General features: G+C 70.2%; 1 protein-coding gene. It reads right to left on the reverse strand.

From position 1 onward, the window contains the following. Nucleotides 1–1312, reverse strand: a 1312-nt coding sequence (locus SPR02S_RS58770) for a type I polyketide synthase (protein WP_019065509.1), incomplete at both ends; no start/stop codon positions are given.

A 1312-nucleotide genomic window follows, 5' to 3' on the forward strand; every position in this document is an offset into this window, starting at 1 on the left:
GAGACGTCGGGCGTCCGACAGGCGCTCCATCACGACCAGGCCGACACCGTCGGAGAAACCGGTCCCGTCGGCGCCTTCCGCATACGACTTGCAGCGGCCGTCCGGCGACAGGCCGCGCTGCCGCGAGAACTCCACCAGCAGGAACGGACCCGACATCACCGTCACGCCACCGGCCAGGGCCAGCGAGCACTCGCCGTTGCGCAGTGCCTGCGCGGCCAGGTGCATCGCCACCAGGGACGACGAGCATGCCGTGTCCACCGACACCGCCGGGCCCTGCAATCCGAACGTGTAGCTCAACCGCCCGGATATCACGCTCGTGGTCGTGCCGGTCAGCCGGAAACCTTCCAGGTCGGGGGTGGCTCCACCCGCGTACTCGGAGGCAACCGCGCCGCAGAACACGCCGGTGTCGCTGCCCCGCAGCGAGCCCGGGTCGATGCCGGCGTCTTCCAGTGCCTCCCACGCGCCCTCCAGCAGCAGCCGCTGCTGCGGGTCCATCGCCAACGCCTCACGCGGACTGATCCCGAAGAAGCCCGCGTCGAAGTCACCGGCGTCGTCGAGATAACCGCCGCCCTGCGTGTAGACCGTGCCGGACTGCTCCGGGTTCGGGTTGTAGAGCCGTTCCAGGTCCCAGCCACGGTCGCCCGGCAGCCCCGAGATCGCATCCCGGCCCGACGCCACCAAGTCCCACAACTGCTCCGGCGACGAGGCACCACCCGGGTACCGGCAACTCATGCCCACGATCGCCAACGGCTCGTCCACGTCCGCACGCCGTCGCGCCGGAACCCGTACGGCAGGCGCGACAGTGGCCTTGGATTCAGTCCCGGGAACCTGGTTCACCAGGAACTTCGCCACGGCCGTTGCGGTCGGGTGGTCGAAGACCAACGTCGCCGGCAACTTGAGGCCGGTCGCCTGCGCGAGCCGGTTGCGCAGTTCGACCGAGGACAGCGAGTCGAAGCCGAGTTCCTTGAACGCCCGCCCCGGGTCCAGCGACGACGCCGACGCATGCCCAAGTACCGCCGCCACCTGAGCAGTTACGAGATCCAACGTCACCTGCTCCCAGTCCTCCGGCCCGACCTGGGCCAGCCGCGCCGCCAGCGAACCGCCCCCGCCCGTGCGTCCCGTACGGCCGGGCGTACGGACCAAGCCGGCCAGCAACGGCACCGCCGTTCCCGCACGGGCCTGTTCCCGAAGTGCCACCAGATCCAGTTGGACCGGCGCGACCAACGCCGCATCCACCCGCTGAGCCGCGTCCAGCAGTTCGAGGCCCAACTCCGACGACAACGCCTGCACACCGAGCCGGTTGAGTCGGGTC

This window comes from Streptomyces prunicolor NBRC 13075 (assembly GCF_000367365.1).
GTDB classification, from domain to species: domain Bacteria; phylum Actinomycetota; class Actinomycetes; order Streptomycetales; family Streptomycetaceae; genus Streptomyces; species Streptomyces prunicolor.